Source organism: Caulobacter sp. 73W (assembly GCF_041021955.1).
Classification (GTDB): domain Bacteria; phylum Pseudomonadota; class Alphaproteobacteria; order Caulobacterales; family Caulobacteraceae; genus Caulobacter.
Genome location: NZ_CP158375.1, coordinates 492,725 through 511,341, shown reverse-complemented (window position 1 = coordinate 511,341; position 18,617 = coordinate 492,725). Strand labels below are relative to the sequence as shown.

General features: G+C 67.7%; 16 protein-coding genes and 1 riboswitch. Of the genes, 11 read left to right on the top strand and 5 right to left on the bottom strand.

Going from position 1 to position 18,617, the window contains the following annotated elements; all coding sequences use genetic code 11:
* The first annotated feature begins 25 nt into the window (after window positions 1-25).
* The 3 genes from ABOZ73_RS02430 to ABOZ73_RS02420 are packed head-to-tail and all read left to right on the top strand — an operon-like array spanning window position 26 to window position 1,831.
* Window positions 26-421, top strand: coding sequence for a hypothetical protein (locus ABOZ73_RS02430; protein WP_369060417.1), 396 nt, complete (start codon window positions 26-28; stop codon window positions 419-421).
* Window positions 422-476: 55 nt separating this feature from the next.
* On the top strand, window positions 477-1,316 hold the full coding sequence (locus ABOZ73_RS02425) for a neutral zinc metallopeptidase (RefSeq protein ID WP_369060415.1): 840 nt from the start codon (window positions 477-479) through the stop codon (window positions 1,314-1,316).
* A gap of 50 nt (window positions 1,317-1,366) precedes the next feature.
* Complete coding sequence (locus ABOZ73_RS02420; RefSeq protein WP_369060413.1) at window positions 1,367-1,831, top strand: hypothetical protein; 465 nt, start codon at window positions 1,367-1,369, stop codon at window positions 1,829-1,831.
* A gap of 3 nt (window positions 1,832-1,834) precedes the next feature.
* Here the strand turns inward: ABOZ73_RS02420 and ABOZ73_RS02415 are convergent, their stop codons facing one another.
* Complete coding sequence (locus tag ABOZ73_RS02415) at window positions 1,835-2,359, bottom strand: Rid family hydrolase (protein ID WP_369060411.1); 525 nt, start codon at window positions 2,357-2,359, stop codon at window positions 1,835-1,837.
* Window positions 2,360-2,513: 154 nt separating this feature from the next.
* Between ABOZ73_RS02415 and ABOZ73_RS02410 the strand changes: the two genes are divergently transcribed.
* From ABOZ73_RS02410 to ABOZ73_RS02400, 3 genes are all read left to right on the top strand, one after another.
* The gene (locus ABOZ73_RS02410) at window positions 2,514-2,795 is read left to right on the top strand and encodes a hypothetical protein (protein WP_369060409.1); all 282 of its coding nucleotides are present in this window, start codon (window positions 2,514-2,516) and stop codon (window positions 2,793-2,795) included.
* A gap of 40 nt (window positions 2,796-2,835) precedes the next feature.
* A riboswitch (TPP riboswitch) is annotated at window positions 2,836-2,928 on the top strand.
* 75 nt (window positions 2,929-3,003) lie between these two features.
* Window positions 3,004-4,848, top strand: coding sequence for a phosphomethylpyrimidine synthase ThiC (gene thiC / locus ABOZ73_RS02405; RefSeq protein WP_369060407.1), 1,845 nt, complete (start codon window positions 3,004-3,006; stop codon window positions 4,846-4,848).
* Between the two features lie 125 nt (window positions 4,849-4,973).
* Window positions 4,974-6,647, top strand: a complete 1,674-nt coding sequence (locus ABOZ73_RS02400; RefSeq protein ID WP_369060405.1) for an alkaline phosphatase family protein — start codon at window positions 4,974-4,976, stop codon at window positions 6,645-6,647.
* A gap of 788 nt (window positions 6,648-7,435) precedes the next feature.
* On the opposite strand, the gene ABOZ73_RS02395 is transcribed toward ABOZ73_RS02400, so the two are convergent.
* Window positions 7,436-8,338 carry an EamA family transporter gene (locus ABOZ73_RS02395; RefSeq protein WP_369060404.1) on the bottom strand — a complete coding sequence of 301 codons (903 nt, stop codon included), beginning with the start codon at window positions 8,336-8,338 and terminating at the stop codon, window positions 7,436-7,438.
* 136 nt (window positions 8,339-8,474) lie between these two features.
* Here ABOZ73_RS02395 and ABOZ73_RS02390 point away from each other — a divergent pair, with 136 nt between their 5' ends.
* Window positions 8,475-8,714 carry a DUF3297 family protein gene (locus tag ABOZ73_RS02390; protein ID WP_369060403.1) on the top strand — a complete coding sequence of 80 codons (240 nt, stop codon included), beginning with the start codon at window positions 8,475-8,477 and terminating at the stop codon, window positions 8,712-8,714.
* Here ABOZ73_RS02390 and ABOZ73_RS02385 read toward each other — a convergent pair.
* The 3 genes from ABOZ73_RS02385 to ABOZ73_RS02375 all read right to left on the bottom strand — a co-directional run bounded on the left by ABOZ73_RS02385 (window position 8,711) and on the right by ABOZ73_RS02375 (window position 11,374).
* Window positions 8,711-8,932, bottom strand: coding sequence for a hypothetical protein (locus ABOZ73_RS02385; protein WP_369060402.1), 222 nt, complete (start codon window positions 8,930-8,932; stop codon window positions 8,711-8,713). The two genes, ABOZ73_RS02390 and ABOZ73_RS02385, sit on opposite strands and share 4 nt — an antisense overlap.
* A 123-nt stretch (window positions 8,933-9,055) precedes the next feature.
* Complete coding sequence (locus ABOZ73_RS02380) at window positions 9,056-10,780, bottom strand: DUF885 family protein (RefSeq protein ID WP_369060400.1); 1,725 nt, start codon at window positions 10,778-10,780, stop codon at window positions 9,056-9,058.
* Between the two features lie 84 nt (window positions 10,781-10,864).
* Window positions 10,865-11,374, bottom strand: a complete 510-nt coding sequence (locus ABOZ73_RS02375; RefSeq protein WP_369060398.1) for a DUF1993 family protein — start codon at window positions 11,372-11,374, stop codon at window positions 10,865-10,867.
* A 130-nt stretch (window positions 11,375-11,504) separates the two neighbouring features.
* Here ABOZ73_RS02375 and ABOZ73_RS02370 point away from each other — a divergent pair, with 130 nt between their 5' ends.
* From ABOZ73_RS02370 to ABOZ73_RS02355, 4 genes are all read left to right on the top strand, one after another.
* Window positions 11,505-12,395, top strand: a complete 891-nt coding sequence (locus ABOZ73_RS02370) for a 2-dehydropantoate 2-reductase (protein ID WP_369060396.1) — start codon at window positions 11,505-11,507, stop codon at window positions 12,393-12,395.
* Between the two features lie 46 nt (window positions 12,396-12,441).
* A complete protein-coding gene (locus tag ABOZ73_RS02365; protein WP_369060394.1) occupies window positions 12,442-13,662 on the top strand; it encodes a TIGR03862 family flavoprotein in 1,221 nt (406 codons plus the stop codon).
* A 7-nt stretch (window positions 13,663-13,669) separates the two neighbouring features.
* Window positions 13,670-14,119: a DMT family transporter gene (locus tag ABOZ73_RS02360; RefSeq protein WP_369060393.1), complete on the top strand. Its 450-nt coding sequence runs from the start codon at window positions 13,670-13,672 to the stop codon at window positions 14,117-14,119.
* Between the two features lie 243 nt (window positions 14,120-14,362).
* Entirely contained in the window at window positions 14,363-18,574 is a 4,212-nt protein-coding gene (locus ABOZ73_RS02355) for a hypothetical protein (protein WP_369060392.1), read from the top strand.
* Window positions 18,575-18,617 lie beyond the last annotated feature (43 nt).

The window sequence follows — 18,617 nt, the reverse complement described above, 5'->3', positions numbered from 1 at the left end:
GCGCGGTCCCGGCTGTTGATCGGGGATGAAAGTCCGCTCGCCCGTGAAGTTTCGCTGGATCGCCGCCGCTCTCGCGGTAGCCGCCGCCACGCCCGCCGTCGCCCAGACCTATGAGGCCGAGGCCGCGCGTCTCGACGCGCTGCAAGCGCAGCATGAGATCGCGCGGCAGCAGGCCTTGGCGGCGGAGCGCGAGGCGCTGGCGGCGCAGAGCCGCGCCGACACCGCCCGCACCCTCCTGTCGCTGCAGGCGGCGCGGGCCGGAACGCCCTCGATCCCGGATTTGCGCTATGAGGCGCCTCTGCGTCCAGCGCCGCTCGATCCCGCCATGTCGGCCGACGCCGAACGCATTCGCCAGCTTCAGGATCGCAGCCTGGCCGCCGGCAACGCCCGCATCCGCGCTATCGAGCCCGCACCGAAGTAGGGAGCCCTAAGCGTCCATCGGCGTTCTTCCCGCTAAGCTGAAGTGGAGGGAACGGATGCGCTGGGGTGGCGGCCGCACGGGCGGCAATATCGAGGACCGACGCGGCCTGGGACCGGTCGGCGTGGCCGGCGGCGGGATCGGCGCGGCTCTGCTGGCCCTGGCCGGCTATTTCTTCTTCGGCATCGACCCGCAGACGACCATGAACGCCGCCAACCAGCTGACGCCCCAGGCGCAGCAGGAGGGCACGCGCGGCACGCCCCAGGATGAGGCCGGCCGCTTCGTCGATGTGGTCGAGAAATCGGCCCAGGATGTCTGGACGCCGCTGTTCGCCGCGCAGGGGCGGACCTACACCCCGCCCAGCAGCGTCGTGCTGTACGAACAGAACACCTCCACCGGCTGCGGCATGGGCCAGTCGGCCATGGGACCGTTCTATTGCCCGCGCGACCAGAAGGTCTATCTGGACCTGTCCTTTTGGCAGGAGCTGGAAGGCCAGTTCGGCGCGCGCGGCGAATTCGCTCGCGCCTATGTCATCGCCCATGAAATCGGCCACCATATCCAGAACCTCACGGGCTCCATGGAGCGGGCAGGGGGCAAGGGCGCCGAGAGCGGCTCGGTACGGCTGGAGCTGCAGGCCGACTGCTACGCCGGGGTCTGGGCGGCGCGGGCGCCGGAGACTTCAGGCGGGGCCATCGGCATCGACCCGGCTGACATCCAGAGCGGCCTGTCGGCGGCGTCCGCCGTGGGCGACGACACCATCCAGAAGCGGACCCAAGGTCAGGTCGTGCCCGACGCCTTCACCCACGGCTCAGCCGAACAGCGCATGCGCTGGTTCAAGCGCGGCTATGAGCGGGGCGATCCGGCGGCGTGCGACACCTTCAGCGCAGGCCGTCTATGACGCGGCGCCTTGGCCGGAATTGCGCCACGATGTCGCCGGAACCTGCGGTCATGCCGCACCGTTCCGCGCCTATGCGCAAAGCCCTGCTTCTCACGCTTCTGACCGTGATCACCGCCTCGCCGCTGGCCGCCGCCGCCCAGCCCTATGACCAGTATCGGGCGGAGCAGGATCGTCGGCGGGAGGAGGAGCGTCGCCGCGACGACGACCTTGGCCGCCGCCTGCGCGACATCGACCGTCAGCGCGACGACGCGGATCGGCAGCTGGCCGAGGCCCGCCGTCAACGTGACGAGGAGATCCGACGCACGCAGGAGGACTACGACCGTCGCCGCTCCGACATCGCGCGCAACAACCATGACCGCCGTGGCGAGCTGCGGCGCGCCAACGAGGATCGCGTGCGGCGGCTGGCGGACATCAACCGCAACTACGACGACCGGGTCCGCGATCACCGCAACCGCCTGCGCGACATCGAGCGGCAGGTCGCCGACGCGCGCTATGACCGCCAGCGCCGCTGGTAGCGGCTATTTCTTCTGCGGGATGTGGGCGATCACCTGCATCTCGATCACGCCGGTCGGGGCCAGCAGGCCGCTGGTGCCGACGGCGGTCCAGGCGGGGTGGGGCGCCTGAGTGAACTCGGCGCGGACCTCGTTCATCACCGTGACATGGTCCATGCGCGAGCCCGTGAAGTTCGACGAGCTCCAATCGTGGAAGCTGTTGATCATCACCACGTCGTCCCAGCTACCACCGGCGGCCTTCAGCAGCTCATCGACGGCCTTGAAGGCGCGCCGGGCGGAAGCCTTGAGGCCAGCCGCATCCTTGGTCTCGTTCGGAGCCGGGGCGATGATCACGCCGGACACATAGACCGTGTCGCCGGCCCGACGGGCGGGAGCGTATTTGATGGTGTCGTAGGCCTGCTCGTTGCGCGCGTTGGAGATGATCACGCCACCGCCCGGAGCGGGGATCGTCACCGGATATTGCGGGGCGGTCTGGGCCAGGGCCGGGGCGGCGGCGAGGAGGCTGGCGGCGAGGGCGAAGAGGCGAAACATGGATCGGTGTTCCCTGAGTTGTGCGCCGCTCGTGCCGCTTCGGGTTAGCGCTTACAAGTTAAACTGCCGCAATGTCTCTCGCTGTCAGGTTGCAAGGCGATCGATCTTCACGCATGCTCAAGCCTCAAACACCTGCTCCACAAGGGATACAGGCATGCGCAAGACCTCGATGCTTCTCGCCCTCGCCGCGGTGATGGCGGTCCCGGCGGCCAGTTTCGCCCAGTCCGCGGAGGCGATCGCCAACAACGAGACGACCCGCGAGTTGCGGAGGCTCGGCCTCGATGGTCCTGGCCGGTCGGGCGGGGCGGCGCGCCAGCAGCGGGCCATGTCCTACCAGGAGTCCTGGGCCGCGGAGATGCGCGCGCGCAAGGCCGCCAAGCAGGCCGCCCGCGAGGCGGGCGCCGCCAAGGCCGCTCCGGCGGCGGTCACGAACTAAGGTTTCAACCCGCCTCCCGCTGAGGTAAGCTGCCCTTCTGTTCACCGGGGGGGCGCATCCGAGCGCCTGAGAGGCGGGTATTCTCCCGCGACCCGTAGAACCTGATCCGGGTCATGCCGGCGAAGGGAGGGAACGCGGCGGGCGCAGGCTCTCCGTAGACCAAACTGCGCAAGCGGTCCGGGTCTCCTTGGCAACAAAGGAGCCCGCCATGAACGTCCATACTCCGATTTCAGACAAGAACGCGCTGGAGAAGTCCGTCGCCACCGGCGAGCTGCCGGGGTCGCGCAAGGTCTATCAGGCCGGCGAACTGTTCCCCGACATCCGCGTCCCGTTCCGCGAGGTCGCCGTCCACCCGAGCGCCAATGAGCCGCCGGTGACGATCTACGACCCGTCCGGTCCTTATACCGACCCGAACGTGACCATCGACATCGAGAAGGGCCTGGCCCGCACCCGCGAAGCCTGGGTCGTGGCGCGCGGCGACGTGGAGCAGGTGGCCAAGCCGCGTGAAGTGAAGCCGGAAGACAACGGTTTCGCCGCCGGCAAGCATCTGGCGCCTGAGTTCACCACCCCGCGCCCGGTGTTCCGCGCCAAGGGCGGCTCGACCGTCACCCAGCTGGAATACGCCCGCAAGGGCATCATCACCGCTGAGATGGAATACGTCGCCATCCGCGAGAACCTGCGCCGCGAGCAGAACGCGCCGTGCGTCCGCGACGGCGAGGATTTCGGCGCCTCGGTGCCGGATTTCGTGACCCCGGAGTTCGTGCGTCAGGAGATCGCCCGCGGCCGCGCCATCATCCCGGCCAACATCAACCACACCGAACTCGAGCCGATGATCATCGGCCGCAACTTCCTGGTGAAGATCAACGCCAACATCGGCAACTCGGCGGTGCTGTCCACCGTGGCCGACGAGGTGGACAAGATGGTGTGGGCCACCCGCTGGGGCGCCGACACGGTCATGGACCTGTCCACCGGCCGTAACATCCACAACATCCGCGACTGGGTGCTGCGCAACAGCGCCGTGCCTATCGGCACCGTGCCGATCTATCAGGCGCTGGAGAAGGTCAACGGCGTGGCCGAGGACCTGAACTGGGAGGTCTTCCGCGACACCCTGATCGAACAGGCCGAGCAGGGGGTGGACTACTTCACCATCCACGCTGGCGTGCGCCTGCCGTACGTGCCGCTGACGGCGAAACGCGTGACCGGCATCGTGTCGCGCGGCGGCTCCATCATGGCCAAGTGGTGCCTGGCGCACCACAAGGAAAACTTCCTCTACGAACACTTCGAAGAGATCTGCGAGATCATGCGGGCCTACGACGTGTCGTTCAGCCTCGGCGACGGCCTGCGCCCGGGCTCCATCGCTGACGCCAACGACGCGGCCCAGTTCGCCGAACTGGAGACCCTGGGCGAGCTGACCGAGGTTGCCTGGAAGCACGGCGTCCAGGTGATGATCGAAGGCCCCGGCCACGTGCCGATGCACAAGATCAAGGCCAATATGGACAAGCAGCTGAAGACCTGCGGCGAGGCGCCGTTCTATACGCTTGGCCCGCTCACGACCGATATCGCGCCCGGTTACGACCACATCACGTCGGCCATCGGCGCGGCGATGATCGGCTGGTTCGGCACGGCGATGCTCTGCTACGTCACGCCCAAGGAGCACCTGGGCCTGCCGGATCGCGACGACGTGAAGGTCGGCGTCATCACCTACAAGCTGGCCGCCCACGCCGCCGACCTGGCCAAGGGGCATCCTGGCGCTCAGGCGCATGATGACGCCCTCAGCCGCGCGCGGTTCGAGTTCCGGTGGGAGGACCAGTTCAACCTGGCCCTCGATCCGGAGACGGCCCGAAGCTTCCACGACGAGACCCTGCCCAAGGAGGCGCACAAGACCGCGCACTTCTGCTCCATGTGCGGGCCGAAGTTCTGCTCGATGAAGATCACCCAGGAGGTGCGCGAGTTCGCGGCCGGCCTGGCGCCGAACGACATCGCCCAGGGCATGGCCGACATGAGCGAGAAGTTCCGCGAGAAGGGCGAGATCTACCTGAAGTCGGACGTCTGACGTATCCATGACGCGACCGCCGCTCGCTGAGCGGCGGTCCGTCGAAATTCTTTTCCCGACCGTCACCAAAGCGAAAAATTTGGGCCATAGAAGGCCCTGCACAGTTTCGCGGGAGGCGACGCATCATGAAGCCCAAGACCTTCGTCCGTCGCCTTGGCCTGTCAGCCTTCGTCGCGGCGGCGACCCTGGCGGCGGCGTCTTCCGGTCACGCGGCCGAGGCCAAGAAGCCCGCGCCGAAGCTGGTGGTGGCGATCGTCATCGACCAGTTCAGCGCCAACCTGTTCAACCAGCACCGCGCCGAGTTCACCGGCGGCCTGAAGTCGCTCGCGAGCGGCCTGGTCTACGCCAACGGCTATCAGAGCCACGCCTCGACCGAGACCTGCCCGGGCCACTCCACGATCCTCACCGGCAAGCGCCCGGCCAACACCGGCATCCCCGCCAACGACTGGATCGACCGCGCCACGGGCGAGGAGGTCTATTGCCTGTCCGTGCCGGAAAACACCCTGGCCGACGGCGGCCCGGGCGAGAACGGCCGCGTCGGCGCCAGCGCCATGCGCGTCTCCAACCTGGCCGACTGGCTGAAGACCTCGTCGCCGGGCAGCCGCAGCTTCGCCGTCTCGGGCAAGGACCGCGGCGCCATTAATCTCGCCGGCCAGAAGGGCGACGGCGCGTTCTGGTATCTCGACGGTTTCGGCTGGACCACCTTCGTCGAGCCGGGCCAGGACGCCGCCAAGCGCTTGGCGCCGGTCGCCGCCCTGAACGCCTCGCTGAAGGCCAGCCACGCCAAGACCAAGCCGAGCTGGAGCTACACCAGCGAGGCCTGCCGCGCGCTGGAGGCCGACTGGCCGATCGCCGGCAAGCCGTGGCGCGCCCAGGTGCCGCCGGCCAACTACGCCTTCGACGCTTCGCCCCTGCTGGACGAGGTGACCGTCGACGCCGCGATCATGCTGCTCGACACCCAGAAGTTGGGGCAGGGCGCCGCCACTGACCTGCTGGGCGTCAGCCTGTCGGCCACTGATCGCATCGGCCACCGCTACGGCACCCAGGGGCCGGAGATGTGCGAGCAGATGCGCCGGGTGGACCTCGCGCTGGGCCGCCTCATGACCCGCCTGTCCAAGGTTCCGGGCGGCGTGATCGTCGCCGTCACCGCCGACCATGGCGGCTCCGACTTCCCCGAGCGCAGCCATGCCCGCGGCCACGACACCGCCGGCCGCGGCGGGCCCGAAGCCTTCGCCCGCGTCAACGAGCAACTGAAGACGACCTTCAAGCTCGACTTCGATCCGCTGATGCAGGGCGGCAGCGGCCTTATGGTCGTGAACGCCGAAAAGCGCGGCATGGCCGAACCCCTGCGCAGCCAGATCGCCGAAGCGGCGGTGGAGGCCCTGCGCAAGGAGCCGATCGTGGCCGGCGCCTACACCCTGACGGAGGTGCTCGCTTCGCCCCCGCCGGCCAAGGGAGCCAGCCCGCAGGAATACACCCTGCTGCAACGCTATCGCCTGAGCGCGGTGGAAGGCCGTTCGCCGGACATCCTGATCGGCCTGCAGCCCGGGATCACGCCCGGCCGCGTCCGCTTCGGCGGCAGCCTGTCAGGCCATGGTTCGCCCTGGGAGTATGACCGCCGCGTGCCGATCCTGTTCTGGTGGCCGGGCGTCGAGGGGCAGGAGCGCTTCTATCCGATCGAGACGGCCGACATCGGCCCGACCCTGGCCAATGTCGTCGGCGCGACTCCGCCGGCCGACATCGACGGGCGCTGCATCGACCTGGGCGGCTTCGACGCCAAGGCCTGCCCGAAGCGCTAGGCGGCATCACGCTATACCCTCTCCCTTGATGGGAGAGGGGCAGGGGTGAGGGTGACTGCTGAGGTTCAGTCACGCTGCATCCCCTCGCCCCCTTTGGGGGAGAGGGTAATGGTGAGGGGGCTCTGAGGGTCAGCGGGCGAGGCGCTGCAAGCGGAACCGCCGCAAGCCCCTCACCCAACCCTCTCCCCACGAGTGGGGAGAGGGGAAGGCTTATCCGCCTCGCTCCAACCTCGCCTAACCTGATGCCCTCCCCGTCACGGGAAGGGCGCGCGGCCAGCGCTGTGTCGTGACGGGATGCGGTCGAGCGGGAAGCGCGACCGTCGGTGGTGAGAACGAGGGGCTTCGGCCCTGTCTGGACACTGCTCACGTCCCAAAGCGACGTGACATCGGCGGCGAGCAGCAGGCGTGAGGGGGTTACTCACGCGGACCGGGGACTCCCACGCTGGGGGAGCCCGCCCGCCGGAGGCTTCGTCGGCTAAGCGCTAAGAGCGCTGCCTACCGACAGCTCCCGGATAATGACCGTGCGGAGCGGAACGACCGACGTCGAACCCGGCACTCCAAAGACTCACCTCGCCTGACGCAGGTCAGGCCGCTCCGCCGCCCTTCCAACCTTTCGGGTTTTTGCCCGTGGGGGCGCTGAATCACGCCTCCCTCTCCCTTGATGGGAGAGGGATCGAGGGTGAGGGTGACTGCGGCCGTTCCGCCGCGCAGAACCCAACCGCCGCATCACCCTCATCCCCGGCCCTTCTCCCATCGAGGGAGAAGGGGGAGGAGAAGGTCGACCGAAGCTAGGCCGCCGGGGTCAGGAAGCGGGCGCGAACCGTCGGCCACGCCAGGTTCAGCGCCAGCCCGCCCAGCACCAGCGCGGCCGCGCCCAGCTTCCACGGCTGGAGCGGTTCGTGCAGGAAGAAGGCGGAGGCCCCCATGCCGAATACCGGCACCAGCAGGGCCAGCGGGCTGATGGTCGCCGCGGGGTGGCGCGCCAGCAGCCAGCCCCACACCGAATAGCCGAACAGGCTGTTGCCCACCGATTGCCACAGCACCGCCGCCCAGGTGACGGCGTCGGCCTGCTGGACGCCGGCGACCATGGCGGGCCAGCCCTCGGTGATCAGCGACAGGGCGAACAGGGGCGGGATGGCGAACAGGCTCGACCAGACCACATATGCCAGCATGTTCACCTGACCGGCGCTGCGGGCCACCATGTTGCCGCCGGCCCAGCTCAGCGCCGCGCCGAGGATCAGCAGCACGCCCAGGGGCGTCGTGCCGTCGCCGCCGACGTGCATCATGATGATGCCGACGCCTGTGGCGGCCAGCGCCAAGGCGAACCACTGATAGGTCTTCACCCGCTCGCCGGTCAGGGCCATGGCCATGCCGATTGTGAACACCACTTGGGTCTGGACGATCAGCGAGGCCAGGCCCGGCGTGATGTGTCCGCGCATGGCGATGAACAGCAGCCCGAACTGGCCCGCGCCGATCAGCACGCCGTAGCTCGCTAGCTTCGACCAAGGCACCGGCGGCTTCTTGATGAAGAAGATCGCCGGCAGCACCACCAGCGAGAAGCGCAGGGTGGCGAACAGCAGGGGCGGCAGGTGATCCAGCCCCACGCGGATGACCACGAAGTTGGTCCCCCAGATGAACACCGTGGCCAACGCCAGCAGGAAGTGCGTCAGGGGCAGGGCGCCGGTCTTCATGAGAATCGCCTGGGGAGGGGAGGATCGCGGCTAACTTAGGAGCCCGTCGGAAGCTTCGCCACGGCGGATCAGGCTGTTCACGCCGCAATCGCCCGGCTATTGAGCCGCCAATCCATCATTTCTTCCGCGAGCCGACATGTCCGACACGCTGCCCGACCGCCTTTCGGTCAACCCGAACAACCCGCACTACAACGCCGAGATCCTGGAACGGAACGTCGGCATCCGCTTCAACGGCGTCGAGAAGACGAACGTGGACGAGTACTGCGTGAGCGAAGGCTGGGTGCGGGTCAGCGTCGGCAAGTCGGTCAACCGCAAGGGCGAAGCCATGACCGTGAAGCTGAACGGCGTGGTCGAGCCCTACTTCCGCGAGGACTAGGCGCGACCGCCCAGGCTGATGCGCTTGCGGCGCAGGCCGCCGTTCTCGTCCTGCACATGCAGGTCGACCGGCACGCCCAGCCCTGAGGCGAAGGATGTCAGGCGCAGGGCCGCGCGGGTCGCGGCCTTGCGGCTGTCATAGCTGTCCAGGTTCAAGCCCTGGCCGATAAGGCGCCAGCGCCCGGCGACCCGGACAACGCCATAGTGGATCTCGGTCATCGCGATCTCCTCTTCTGGTGACGGCAGGCTCGCCCGCGAATGGGGCGATGATAAGTCCGCCTCATGGCCTGCAAGGATCACTCTAGCCCCATTTCTGCGACGTGCGCGCGAAAGTTGTGCGGCTCAGTTTCGGGTTTTCTCCGCCGCGATCCAGGCCTCGACTTCCGAGCGCAGGACCTTCAGCGGCACGACCCCGTTCTTCAGCACCGCGTCGTGGAAGGCCTTCAGGTCGAACTTCGGGCCGAGCGCTTCTTCCGCCTGCTTGCGCAGGGCGAAGATCTCCAGGCCGCCGCTGTCATAGGCCGTCAGCTGGCCCGGCAGGACGGCGATGCGATCCACCAGGTCATCGGCCTCGTCACCCTGGAAGCGGCCGCTTTCCTGGGCGTAGGCGGCGGCCTGCTCCCGCGTCCAGCCGAAGATGTGGATGCCCGGATCCAGCACCATGCCCCGCGCCGGCCACATGCGGCGGCTGATCTTCGGATAATCGCTGGTGTAGATCCCGACCTCCTCGGACAGCGCTTCGGAATAGCGGGCCCAGCCTTCGACATAGGCCGAGTTGAAGGCGACCTTGAACAGGTCGTGTCGCTTCACCCCCAGAGCCATGGCGATCTGCAAGTGGTGACCGGGCCAGCCTTCGTGCACGGCGGTGATCTCGGCCCCGCCCTTGGTCTCGCTGGCCCATTTCTCAGAGGCGATGCGATAGGTCCCGGGCTTCTTCGGGTCGGCCGACATCTCGTAGTGCGAGCTGACGCCGGAGCCGCGCATGAACGGTTCGAACGGCTTCACCACCATGTCCTGATCCGGCAGCTTGGTGACGAGGGCCGCCGAGGCGACGCGGGAGCTGTCGACGATCTGGCGGGTGTAGGTGATGAACTCGTCCTCCGACGCCAGCTTGTTGGCGGGCGTCTCGGCGGTGCGCTTGGCGATCTCCTTCAGGTCCTGGGTGCCGTAGAGCTTCTGGCCCAGGCCTTTGACGATCTCGGCGTTGGCCGCGACGGTCGCCGAGCCGAGGTCGAAGACCTGCTTGGGCGTCCGGTCCAGGGTGGTGTAGCCGCGAAGCTGCGCCTGGTAGCAGGCCGCGCCGTTCGGCAGGGCGCTGAGACCCAGGGTGTCGCGCGCCTTGGGCATGTACTCGGTCTGCAGGAAGTCGCGGTACTGCTTCAGGGCGGGATTGATCTGGTCGGTGATCACCTTGGCCAGGGCCGCGCCGAAGGCCGCGTCCTTGTCGCGGGACGCTGGCGAGTAGAGCGGCGACTTCAGCGGATCGGCCGCGATCATGCCGTCGATCTGCTTGATGACCCGAGCCACCACGGGCTTCGGCGCCGCGTAGCCTTCGGTCAGGCCCTTGCGCAGGTTGGCGGTTTCGGTCGCGACGAACTTGGGTATCGAGCCGGCGCGTTGCAGGGCCTGGGCCCGCAGGTCGGCCTCGCCCACGGGCTGCTCCAGGGCCGTGCGCACCAGATAGCTCTGCCAGCCGAACATGTGGTTCAGGTTCCACAGATGCGACTTGCACACCCGCGTGCCCCGGTCGGACTCCAGGCCGTCGATCAGCACCGCCAGGGTGATGGCCTGCTGCGGATCCAGCGCCTTGGCGTCGATGGCGCGGGCGTCGGCCTCGATGGCGTCCAGCTTGGCCTCGAACGCCCGGATGCCGGCTTCGCTGTTGTCGTAATAGCGCGCGTGGGTCGGCGCCTTCAGGCCGGTCGAATAGGAGGCCGAGGGGTTGTAGTTCATCGTCTCGGCGACGAAACGGTCGGCGACCGCGTCGACCTTCTGCGCCGGCGTCTGCGCCGAGGCGGACGATGCGAAGGCGATGACGGCGAAGGCGGCGGAAAGGCGCAGGCTCATGAACAACTCCCCAGCTCAAGGCAGAAGGGGAGTAGGGCGGGTTTGCGCCGCCGGGGCAAGAGCCGCCCCGGCGCGCGACCGAAATCAGGCGATGGCGCCCAGATAGTCCAGCTTGCCCAGCGGCACGCCCTTGTGACGCAGGATGTCGTAGGCCGTGACCAGGTGGAAATAGAAATTTGGCAGGACGAAGCCGGTCAGATAGGCGCTGCCGGTCATGCTGAATTCACCGTTGGGGAACTTCAGCTCGATGGTCTTGCCCTCGGTCCCGTCCAGCGTCGAGGGATCGACGCTTTCGAGATAGGCGAGCGTCTTGGCGATGCGGGCCTGCAGGTCGGCGAAGGTGACTTCGTCATCCGCCATGGTGGGGCCGGCGACGCCGGAGATGCGGGCGATGGCGAACTTGGAGGTGTCGCTGACGCTTTGAACCTGCGCGGTCAGCGGAGCCATGTCCTCGAACAGACGGCCGGCGGTCAGTTCGGCCGGATCGACGCCGTTGGCGGCGGCCCAGGCCTCGCCCTTGGTCAGCAGCTCCGAGAGGATGCGCAGGCCGCGCGTCAGGGCGGGCAGGGTCAGTTGGCTCATGGACAGGGTCATCGGCGTCTCCTCCTTTGGCGGCTCAAGCTGAGCTTTCGGGACAGTTGGCGACGCCCCGCATGCTGTTCAAGACTTCGAATGCGGCCGTATCTGTGCTGCGCCTCGACACCGGTTTCCATAGGGGATGACCATGCAGAAGATCGCCATCGTCGGCCCCGGCGCGGTGGGCGGGACCGTCGCCGCTTGGCTGGCCCAGAACTCGGAGCACGAGGTCACGGTCTGCGTCCGCACGACCTTCGACCAACTGCGCGTGGAAACGCCGGATGGCGAGATCGCCGCGACGCCCGCCTTGCTGACTGACCCGGCCGACGCGACGCCGGTCGATTGGGTTCTCATCTGCACCAAGGCCTATGACGCCCCCGGCGCGCTGGCCTGGCTGAAAGGGTTGGTCGGCCCTCAGACCCGTATCGCCGTCCTGCAGAACGGCGTCGAGCATGTTGAGCGGTTCGCGCCGCATCTGCCTGGCGGGGTCATCGTGCCCGCCGTGGTCGACATCCCGGCCGAGCGCGCCGCGCCGGGCCGCATCCGCCAGCGGCGCATGGGGACGATCCTGGTTCCGGCTGGTCTGGACGGCGACGCCTTCATGGGTCTGTTCGCCCATACGCCGATCGCGGTCTCGACCACGGACGACTTCAAGACCGCCGCCTGGCGCAAGCTGGCCCTGAACTGCGCGGGCGCCGTCAACGCCCTGACCCTCAAGCCGTCCGGCGTCGCGCACCGTGAGCCGGTCGCCGGGATCATGAAGGCCCTGGTCGCCGAGTGCGTCGCCGTGGGCCGAGCTGAGGGCGCGATCCTGCCTGACGATCTGGGGCAGTCAGTGGTCGATGGCTATCGCTCCGGCCCCGCCGACAGCGTGAATTCCCTGCACGCTGATCGCGCCGCCGGTCGGCCGATGGAGTTGGACGCGCGCAACGGGGTCATCGTCCGGCTGGGCGCCAAGCACGGCGTCGCCACGCCCATGAACGCGATGATCGTCGCCCTGATCGAGGCCGCCGCCGCGCCAGGCGATGGCCGCCCCTGAACTTCATGACTTGGCGACGCGGGGCGGGCGAGGCAGATAGCGGGCGATGAACCCGTCCAAGCCCCTCTCAGTCGCCGTTGTCGGCGGCGGCCCCGCCGGCCTGATGGCCGCGGAGGTGCTGAGCGCGGCGGGCTTGGCGGTGACCGTCTACGACCGCATGCCGTCCCTTGGCCGCAAGTTCCTGATGGCTGGGCGGGGCGGGCTGAACCTCACCCATTCCGAGCCGATCGACCGTTTCCTTCGCCGCTACGGTCCGGCGACGGAGCGTCTGCGCGGTATCATCGAGGCCTTTCCGCCCAAGGCGCTGGTCAAGTGGGCGGAGGGGTTGGGCCAGCCGACCTTCGTCGGATCGAGCGGCCGCGTGTTTCCAAAGGCCATGAAGGCCTCCCCGCTGCTGCGCGAATGGCTGAGGCGGCTGGAGGCGCAGGGCGTGAGCTTTCGCCTGCGCCGCACCTGGACCGGCTGGAACGAGGCGGGAGAGCTCGTCTTCAACGGCCCGGAAAGGCCTGAAAGCGTTCGCGCGGACGCCGTGATCCTCGCCCTTGGCGGCGGCAGCTGGGCCAAGCTCGGCTCGGACGGTCAGTGGACGACGACGCTTGAGGCGGCCGGCGCGCGGGTCGCGCCGTTCCGTCCTAGCAATGTCGGCTTCCTGGTCGATTGGAGCGAGATCTTCCGCGACCGCTTCGCCGGAACGCCTCTGAAAGCCGTTGGGCTGTCGTTCGCGGGTCGTCAGGTGAAGGGAGAGATCATGCTCTCCGCCTACGGGCTGGAGGGCGGCGGCGTCTACGCCCTGTCATCGCCCTTGCGGGACGCCGTGGAGGGGCAGGGCGGCGCGGTCGTGGAGATCGATCTGCGTCCCGACCTTTCCGCCGGGCAGATCGAGAACAAGCTCGCGCGGGGGCGCAAGGGCGAGTCCGTCGCCAACCTCCTGCGCAAGACCCTGAACCTGTCGCCCGCCGCCATCGGCCTGCTGCGCGAGGCGGCCGGCGTGAACCTGCCCGCGACGCCCGTCGCCTTGTCGCTGCTGGTCAAGGCGGCGCCGATCAGGCTGATCGGTTGTGCGCCTATGGATCGCGCGATCTCGACGGCCGGCGGCGTCGGTCTCGACAGCCTCGACGACGACCTGATGCTGAAGGCCCGGTCCGGAGTTTTCCTGGCCGGCGAGATGCTGGACTGGGAAGCGCCTACCGGCGGTTACCTGCTTCAAGCCTGCTTCGCGACGGGGCGCGCCGCCGCCCTTGGCGCGCTCACCTATCTGAAGGACTAAGAACCGGATGCCAAAGTCCCTGGTCTTCGCGATCATCGGCTGCCTCGTCGGCGGAGGCCTGGCCGCGATCCAGGCGCCGACCAACGCGCTGTTGGCCCGGCCGCTGAACAGTCCGGTCAACGCGGCGCTGATGTCCTTCGCCGGCGGGACCCTGATCCTGCTGATCGCCGTATTGGTGCTGCGCGTGCGGCCGGACTACGGGGCCACGGCGGCGGCGCCCTGGTACGCCTGGATGGGCGGCCTCTATGGCGCGGTCTTCGTGGTCGCGGCGGCCTACGCCATCCCCCGCATCGGCGTCGCCTCGGCCATGACCCTGTTCGTCGCCGGACAGCTTCTGATCAGCGTGCTCGTCGACCATTTCGGGGGCTTCGGCGTGGCGGCAAGGCCGGTCAATCTGACCCGCGTCGCGGGGTTGGCGCTGGTGATCGGCGGCGTCGTGCTCGTTCGCCGGGGCTGACAGCACTCTCTGACCGATTAAGCCTAATAGTCACGACTACTGCGGGAATCAGCTAGGTTCGACGCGCGCAACCGGTATCGCCGGTTCGCGTCGGGCAGGGTCAGGGGCTTGTTCGGCTGTCGATGATGATCGGGCGCTCAGTCGCCGTCGCCACGTGGAGGGCGGCGGGGGCTGCTAGGGGCCAGGAGCGAAAGCTCCCGGACTCTCGATCGCGCCAGGCTGTGGATCAGGTCCCTTCGCCTCATGACCATTTCGTCGGTTTCGAACACTCCGCCGATCAACAGGCTGACGCCGGGCCAGATCGCCGCGTTGGGGCCCGGATTCTTCCAGGAGCTGCCGCCGTCGGAGTTCAAGCTGCTGACGCCGTCCCAGATCGCGGCGATCAACAGCAGCGCGATCGAAGCCGTCAGCGCGGAGCAGTTCGCCACTCTGTCGCCTCAGCAGGTGAAGGCGCTGACGCGCATCCAGATTCCGCGTCTTGCCACGGGCATCACCTTCAGTCCGGGGCAGCTCGCGGTTTTAAACCAGAGCCAGATCCGGGCGCTGACGGAAAATCAGATCGCGTCCGTCGACGTAGGCGCGATCGCGGGGCTCAAGGGCGCGCAGATCAGCGCCTTCACGGAAACGGGCTTTTCCGCTCTCACACGCGAACAGATCGCCGCGCTGTCCGCGACGCAGCTTCGATCCATCGCCGCCTCACAGATGAAGGGGCTGTCGGAGGACGACATCAGCGAGTTTTCCGCTGAACAGGTGAGCCAGCTCGGGGCCACTCAGCTTCGCGGGCTGACTGGCGCGGGTCTTTCGGCCATGAGCGCCGAGCAGATCGCCGGCCTGAACGAAACCCAGCTCAAGACCCTCACCGCCACGCAACTCAATGCGCTGGGGGTCGACGACATCGCCGAATTCACAGCCACGCAGATTCAGCAGCTGTCCGCCGCGCAGATCAGAAGCCTGACGCCGGAACTCTTCAGCTCCTTCAGCGAAGGTCAGCTGGCGGCGCTGAACGTGACCCAGATGAAGGGGCTGACGGTCGCTCAGATGGGCGTGATCGAGCCGACGATGCTCGCGCGCTTCAGTTCGACCCAGATCGGAGCCCTTTCGATGGCTCAGATTTCTGGACTGTCCGAGGAGGCCTTCAAGAGTTTTTCGGCTGACCAGATCTCCAGCCTCAATCCTTCTCAATTCGGGGCGCTCACCACCACTCAGTTCCGTAGCCTGACCGAGGATCAGATCGCCGGCCTGACGGTGACCCAGATCGGCCGGCTCGGCATCCCTCACATCAAGTCGATGGATGTGGCCGACTTCGAGAAATTCAACATCACGCAGCTGCGGGCCCTGACCACGGCGCAGATCATGCAGATTTCGGTCACGGCCCTGTCGGACTTATCTGAGGAAGACATCGCATCCCTGACCACGACCCAGATTCGCGCGCTCAGTGCGTCGCAGATGAAGGGGCTGACGATCGAGGATCTGGGCGAGTTCACCGCCGAACAGATCAACGTGATGACGGGGCTTCAGATCAACGCCCTGACCCCGGAGGGGCTGGCGGTCCTCAGCAGCACCGCCCCTCTGACCACCACCCAACTAAAGGCGTTGAGCGCCAACCAGCTGAAGGACATTGACGTCAGCGGCATCGCCGCCCTTACGCCGACCCAGATCGCGGCTCTGGCGCCGTCGCAGATCGCCCAGCTTTCGCCCACCGCGATTTCGGCGCTCAACCAGGCCCAGGTGGAGGTGCTGTCGGCGAGCCAGCTCAAGGCGCTCACCACCACCCAGCTCCGCGGGTTGGACGCGGCGGACATCGGGGAGTTCACCAGCACCCAGATGGCGGCGCTCAGCGGCGCTCAGGTCGGGGTTCTGACGCCCTTGTTCGACAGCGATCAGATCGCCGACCTGACTCCAAGCCAGATCGCGGGCCTGTCCACATCCGCCCTGGCCGAGCTGACCGCGGCGCAGGTCGCCTCGCTGTCCGCCACCCAGGTCCGAGCCATTTCCGTCGCCCAGCTCCGCAGCTTGAGCGAGGACGATTTCGCGGAGTTCGACTCCGAGCAGATCGCGGCCTTCACCAGCGCGCAGTTGGCGGCCCTGTCGGCCACCAACATCGGATCATTGACGCCCGAGGAGCTGTCGGGCCTCACCGTCACCCAGATTCGCGGCCTGACGGCGACCCAGATGAAGGGTTTCGATCGGGACGACGTCACCTCCTTCACGACCACCCAGATCGCCGCGATGTCGGCAGCGCAGATCTCGGCTCTTTCCGTCACGGGGGTCTCGGACTTCGACGCTTCCCAACTGGCGGCGCTGGGCACGACACAGGTCCGTGCCCTGACGGCCACGCAACTGGCCCTTTTCGACAAGACCGATATCGACGCGTTGAGCGTGACGCAGTTCAACGCTCTGACGCCGACCCAGCTCGCGGCCTTGAACGCCGACGCCTTCCGGCAGTTGTCCGACGAGCAACTCGCCGCCTTGACGCCCTCTCAGGTCGCGGCGCTATCGACCACCGCCTTCGCCAGTCTGAACGCCACTCAGGTGGCGATGCTGACGACCTCGCAGGTCGGCGGCCTGACGGCGACGCAGCTCAAGAGTCTGAGCGTCGAGGATTTCGGCGAGTTCACCGCCACGCAGCTCGCCGCCTTCACGCCCACTCAGATGGCCGCGTTCTCGGCGACCAATATCTCCGGCCTTTCGCCCACCGCGGTCGCGGCGCTTTCGGTTACTCAGGTAAAGGGCCTCACGACCACTCAGTTGGCGGCGATGGGCGAGACCGCCATTGGGGCGTTGACCACGACCCAGATCGCCTCGCTCACGGCCACCCAGCTCAGCGCTCTGTCGTCCGCCGCAATCGCGGAGCTGGACGCGACGCAGATCGCCACCCTGACCACCACCCAGATGAAGGGGCTGACGACCACCCAGATCGGCGGCCTCAGCCCCGAGGACGTGCTGGAGTTCAACGCCGCCCAGGTCGCGTCGCTGTCGGCCAGCCAGGTCGGCGGCTTCTCCACGACCGCGATCGCCAGTCTGGACGTCACTCAGATCACCCGCCTGACCAAGACGCAGCTCACGGGCCTGACGACCACCCAGGTCGGCGCGATGACCGCGACCCAGGTCAGCGGAATGCCGGGGACCCAGATCGCCGCGCTGCTGAACAGCCAGATCGGGGCCCTCAACGCCACGGCTCTGTCGGCCCTGACGGCGACGCAGGTGGCCGTGCTGTCGACCGCGCAGATCGGCGGGCTGAGCACGACCCAGATCGCCAGCCTGTCCCTGGCCGATTTCGAGGAGTTCACCATCACCCAGCTGTCGGCGCTCAGCCCCACGCAGCTGGGGTCGGTCGATGCGACCAACCTGCGGGAGATGACGAGCACCGAGTTCGCCGCTCTGTCGTCCACCCAGATCCGCGGCCTTTCCACCAGCCAGGTGCAGGCGCTGGAAAGCGGGCACATCCGCAACCGCCTCGGCCAGTTGACCGGGACGCAGTTCGGCGGGCTGTCGGATACGCTGATCGCCGGGTTGTCGATCACTGAGCTCGACGCCCTGACCCCGTCGCAGATCAGCGGGATCTCCGCCAACGCCTTCGCGGCCATGACGTCGACCCAAGTGGCGTCGCTGGACAACTCCCAGATCGCTGGCCTGACGACGACGCATATCGGCAGCCTCAGCGCCACGCACTTCAACGCCCTGACGAGCGGCCAGGTGGGGATGTTCTCTGCCGCCCAGATCGGGGCGCTGTCCGCCGCGAACGTCGTGGGCATGGACGCCACCCGCTTCGGCGCCCTGTCTCAAGCCCAGATCCAGGGGTTGTCGGCCTCGCAGCTGGAAGCACTGACCGTCGCCGACATGGCGGAGTTCACGAGCACCCAGATTTCCGGTCTGAGCGGCTCGCAATTGGCGTCCTTCTCGGCGGAAGAGATTTCGGCCCTGACGGCGACCCAGGTGGCGGCCCTGTCCGGCGGCCAGATCTCCAGCCTCTCGGCGGCCCAGATCCGCGGCTTCACCCCTGAGGATGTGGGCGAGCTCAGCATCACCCAGATCGGCGCCTTCTCGGCGACGCAGATCGCCGCCTTCTCCAATACGGCGATCGGCGCGTTCAGCACCTCGCAGATCGGCAAGTTGAGCAGCGACCAGATGGCGGGGCTGTCCGGCGTTCAGCTGGGAGCCTTCGACATCGCCGACATCGGCGGCTTCTCGCCGTCCCAGATGAAGGCGCTGACCCCGACCCAGATCGGCCAGCTCTCGCCGACCGTGATGGGGCAGTTCAGCACGACCCAGATCGGCTACCTGATGCCGGCCCAGATTCCGGGGCTGACCAAGGAGCAGCTCCAGCAGATGAGCACGCATCAGCTGGGCTCCATGACCAACGCCCAGGTCAACAAGTTCACCGCCTATCAGCTGAACGAGTGCATGAGCCCGGCGCAGCTGGAGGCGATCGGGATCAATCCGTTCTTCGGGTGATATTACCCGGGAGATATTGACAGCGGATATTTCGCCCGGGTAA

What these genes read in the sequence shown, in the direction of transcription:
- ABOZ73_RS02390 (WP_369060403.1), top strand. Translation starts at nt 8,475, where the DNA reads ATGTCCGACACGCTGCCCGACCGCCTTTCGGTCAACCCGAACAACCCG.
- ABOZ73_RS02400 (WP_369060405.1), top strand. Translation starts at nt 4,974, where the DNA reads ATGAAGCCCAAGACCTTCGTCCGTCGCCTTGGCCTGTCAGCCTTCGTC.
- ABOZ73_RS02375 (WP_369060398.1), bottom strand. Translation starts at nt 11,374, where the DNA reads ATGACCCTGTCCATGAGCCAACTGACCCTGCCCGCCCTGACGCGCGGC.
- ABOZ73_RS02370 (WP_369060396.1), top strand. Translation starts at nt 11,505, where the DNA reads ATGCAGAAGATCGCCATCGTCGGCCCCGGCGCGGTGGGCGGGACCGTC.
- ABOZ73_RS02380 (WP_369060400.1), bottom strand. Translation starts at nt 10,780, where the DNA reads ATGAGCCTGCGCCTTTCCGCCGCCTTCGCCGTCATCGCCTTCGCATCG.
- ABOZ73_RS02415 (WP_369060411.1), bottom strand. Translation starts at nt 2,359, where the DNA reads ATGTTTCGCCTCTTCGCCCTCGCCGCCAGCCTCCTCGCCGCCGCCCCG.
- ABOZ73_RS02425 (WP_369060415.1), top strand. Translation starts at nt 477, where the DNA reads ATGCGCTGGGGTGGCGGCCGCACGGGCGGCAATATCGAGGACCGACGC.
- ABOZ73_RS02420 (WP_369060413.1), top strand. Translation starts at nt 1,367, where the DNA reads ATGCCGCACCGTTCCGCGCCTATGCGCAAAGCCCTGCTTCTCACGCTT.
- ABOZ73_RS02395 (WP_369060404.1), bottom strand. Translation starts at nt 8,338, where the DNA reads ATGAAGACCGGCGCCCTGCCCCTGACGCACTTCCTGCTGGCGTTGGCC.
- ABOZ73_RS02365 (WP_369060394.1), top strand. Translation starts at nt 12,442, where the DNA reads ATGAACCCGTCCAAGCCCCTCTCAGTCGCCGTTGTCGGCGGCGGCCCC.
- ABOZ73_RS02410 (WP_369060409.1), top strand. Translation starts at nt 2,514, where the DNA reads ATGCGCAAGACCTCGATGCTTCTCGCCCTCGCCGCGGTGATGGCGGTC.
- thiC (WP_369060407.1), top strand. Translation starts at nt 3,004, where the DNA reads ATGAACGTCCATACTCCGATTTCAGACAAGAACGCGCTGGAGAAGTCC.
- ABOZ73_RS02355 (WP_369060392.1), top strand. Translation starts at nt 14,363, where the DNA reads ATGACCATTTCGTCGGTTTCGAACACTCCGCCGATCAACAGGCTGACG.
- ABOZ73_RS02430 (WP_369060417.1), top strand. Translation starts at nt 26, where the DNA reads ATGAAAGTCCGCTCGCCCGTGAAGTTTCGCTGGATCGCCGCCGCTCTC.
- ABOZ73_RS02360 (WP_369060393.1), top strand. Translation starts at nt 13,670, where the DNA reads ATGCCAAAGTCCCTGGTCTTCGCGATCATCGGCTGCCTCGTCGGCGGA.
- ABOZ73_RS02385 (WP_369060402.1), bottom strand. Translation starts at nt 8,932, where the DNA reads ATGACCGAGATCCACTATGGCGTTGTCCGGGTCGCCGGGCGCTGGCGC.